The following is a 3,114-nucleotide window of genomic DNA, read 5'->3' on the forward strand; positions in this document are numbered from 1 at the left end:
CGGACCGCGGCCGGCGACGCGCTCGCGCACCGGCCGCGGGCGCAGCTCGCGGCCCTGCGCCCGGGCGCGCCGGTCCAGCAGCGCCGCCGCGACCAGGCCCAGCACGACGATCACCGCGGCCACGATGAGGAAGGCGCCGAGCCAGGTCACCGGACCACCGTAACCGCCGGGGTGATCAGCGGGTGCGCTGCACGCGGGTCTCGTCCCACACCGGGGCGTCGGACTCGTAGACGGCGCCGTCGGCGCCGTAGACCAGGAAGCGGTCGAAGCCGCGGGCGAACCAGCGGTCGTGGGTGACCGCCAGCACCGTGCCCTCGAACGCCGCCAGCCCCGCCTCCAGCGCCTCGGCCGAGGCCACGTCGAGGTTGTCGGTGGGCTCGTCGAGCAGCAGCATCGTCGCCCCGGACAGCTCCAGCAGCAGGATCTGCAGCCGGGCCTGCTGCCCGCCCGACAGCGACTCGAACCGCTGCTCGGCGGCCTGGGCCAGCTCGTAGCGGGCCAGCACCCGCCCGGCCTGCTCGCGCCCCATCCCGTCGCGGTGCTCGTCGCCGCGGTGCAGGATCTCCACGAGCGTGCGCCCGACGAGCTCGGGGTGGTCGTGGGTCTGGGCGAACCAGCCCGGGCGCACCCGGGCGCCGAGCGCGGCGGTGCCGGTGTGCGCCACCGGCTCGACGACGCCCCCGCCGGCCGGGCGGTGCTCGGGGGCCGGGTCGGTGCCGCCCGCGGCCAGCAGCCGCAGGAAGTGCGACTTGCCCGATCCGTTGGAACCCAGCACCGCCACCCGCTCGCCGTACCAGACCTCCAGGTCGAACGGGCGCATCAGCCCGGTCAGCTCCAGGCCGGTGCACACCAGGGCTCGCTTGCCGGTGCGCCCGCCGGTCAGCCGCATGCGCACCTGCTGCTCGCGCGGCTGCGCGGTGGGCGGGCCGGCCTCGGTGAACTTGCGCAGCCGGGTCTGCGCGGCCTGGTAGCGGCTGGCCAGCCCGTCGTTGTAGGCGGCCTTCTGCTTGTACATCAGCACGAGCGCCTTGAGCTTGGCGTGCTCCTCGTCCCAGCGCCTGCGCAGCTCCTCGAACCGGGCGAACCGGTCGCCGCGGGCCCGGTGGTAGGACGCGAAGCCGCCGGGGTGGGTCCACGCGGTGTTGCCCGCGGCCCCCAGCTCGACGGTGACGACCCGGGTGGCGGTGTTGGCCAGCAGCTCCCGGTCGTGGCTGACGTAGAGCACCGTCTTGGGCGACTCACGCAGGCGCTGCTCCAGCCAGACCTTGCCGGGCACGTCGAGGTAGTTGTCGGGCTCGTCGAGCAGCAGCACCTCGTCCGGGCCGCGCAGCAGGAACTCCAGCACCAGCCGCTTCTGCTCCCCGCCCGAGAGCGTCGACAGCGCGCGGAAGCGCGCCCGGTCGTAGGGCAGGCCGAGCGCGGCCTGCGTGCAGACGTCCCAGACCACCTCGACGTCGTAGCCGCCGGCGTCGGCGTACTCGGCCAGCGCGCCGGCGTAGGCCATCTGCGCCAACTCGTCGTCGGTGTCCATGAGGACCAGCTCGCAGCGGTCGACCTCGGCGGCGGCCGCCCGCACCCGCGGCGGGGAGACCGAGCGCAGCAGGTCGGCGACCGTGGGGTCGGCGTCCGGGCTGTCCGGTGCGCCCACCACGCCGTGCCCGACGAACTGGCGCATCACACCGAGACCGCCGGAGCGGGTGACGGCGCCTGCGTGCGGGTCGAGGTCGCCGGTCACGATCCGCAGCAGGGTGGTCTTGCCCGCGCCGTTGGCCCCCACGAGCGCGACCTTCGCGCCCTCACCGACCCGGAACGACACGTCGTCGAGCAGCACGCGCCCGTCCGGCAGCTCGAACCGCACCCCGGCGACGTCCACATGGCCCACGTCGCGGGAGTATCGAGCACCGCGCCGGTCCGGGCACCCGGGTTTCCCGGCGCGTGTCGGTGCGCGCTGCCATGATCGGCGGATGTTCGAGTCCCGACACCTGAGCGTCTCCATCGCCCGGCCGTGGCGCGAGGTCTACGACTTCGCCTGCGAGCCGGCCAACCTGCCGCAGTGGGCGGCGGGCCTGGCCGGCTCCACGGTCGAGCTGATCGACGGCGACTGGGTCACCGACTCCCCCATGGGCCGGGTCAAGGTGGCCTTCACCCGGCCCAACGAGTTCGGCGTGCTCGACCACGACGTGACGCTGCCCACCGGCGAGGTGGTGAACAACCCCGTGCGCGTCTTCGGCAACGGCGACGGCTGCGACGTCGTGTTCAGCGTGCGCCGCCGCGACGGGATGACCGCCGCCGACCTCGACGGCGACGCCCGGCTCGTCCAGCAGGACCTGCAGACCCTGCGCGCGCTGATGGAGGCCTGAGCGTCGAGCGGGGAACCGCCATCACCCCAGGCCGACGACCAGCACGGCGACGAGCGTGCCGGCGGCCACGGCGCCGGCCGCGACGAGCGCGGTCCGCCGGCCGGCCGTCGCCGGGCCCGTCGCCCCGTCCGGGCTCTCCGTGCGCCGGCGCGCGGCCCGCACGCCGACCAGCACCAGCACCGCCCCGGCGACGAGCAGCGCCAGCGCCGCCGAGAGCAGGTCGGGGAACCAGCGGCCCATCACAATCGGGACCGTCACCAGGGTCACCACCGAGCCCACGCCGAGCAGCACCAGGTCGCGCACGAGCACGCCGGCCACGACGAGCCCCGCGGCGGTGAGCACGGCCAGCACGCTGCCCGCGGCCGCGTCGACCGTGACCAGCGCCCCGATGCCGGCCGCCGCTCCCCCGCACACGTCGGCGCTCGCCCGGTCGCCCACCACCGCGCCCCAGCCCAGCAGGAGCCAGACGACGCCGGCGCCCCACACCGCCGTCCCGACGGCGTAACCGTCGTCGTCGGACAGCAGGGCGGCCGCGGCCCCGACGGTGAACACGGCCGCCACCACGAACCCGGCGTGCTGGGCCGGCGTGGCGCTGCGCGCCCACAGCGCCGCGGCCAGCGCGGCGGCCCCGGCCGCGGCCACCAGCAGGACCCACCGCCCGGGCAGGCCGAGGACCTCGTCGGCGAGCAGGCCCAGCGCGCCCGCGACGGCGACCTCGCCGAGCACCCAGCTCACCGCCCGCAGCCGCCGGCCG

At 76.0% G+C, this 3,114-nt stretch carries 2 protein-coding genes and 1 pseudogene; 1 reads left to right on the forward strand and 2 read right to left on the reverse strand.

All coding sequences use genetic code 11. The features are described 5' to 3' along the window. Nucleotides 1-175: 175 nt before the first annotated feature. On the reverse strand, nt 176-1,882 hold the full coding sequence (locus KIK08_RS38310; protein ID WP_214408209.1) for an ABC-F family ATP-binding cassette domain-containing protein: 1,707 nt from the start codon (nt 1,880-1,882) through the stop codon (nt 176-178). An 82-nt stretch (nt 1,883-1,964) separates the two neighbouring features. Here KIK08_RS38310 and KIK08_RS38315 point away from each other — a divergent pair, with 82 nt between their 5' ends. Continuing rightward, on the forward strand, nt 1,965-2,360 hold the full coding sequence (locus tag KIK08_RS38315; RefSeq protein WP_214408210.1) for an SRPBCC family protein: 396 nt from the start codon (nt 1,965-1,967) through the stop codon (nt 2,358-2,360). A gap of 21 nt (nt 2,361-2,381) precedes the next feature. Here KIK08_RS38315 and KIK08_RS38320 read toward each other — a convergent pair. After that, nucleotides 2,382-3,114 (reverse strand): annotated as a pseudogene (locus tag KIK08_RS38320) (hypothetical protein); the annotation flags it as partial.

It is taken from the genome of Pseudonocardia lacus, assembly GCF_018531445.1.
Lineage (GTDB): Bacteria > Actinomycetota > Actinomycetes > Mycobacteriales > Pseudonocardiaceae > Pseudonocardia > Pseudonocardia lacus.

Excerpts from the sequence above, each read along its gene's own strand:
- KIK08_RS38315 (WP_214408210.1), top strand. The coding sequence starts at position 1,965 with ATGTTCGAGTCCCGACACCTGAGCGTCTCCATCGCCCGGCCGTGGCGC.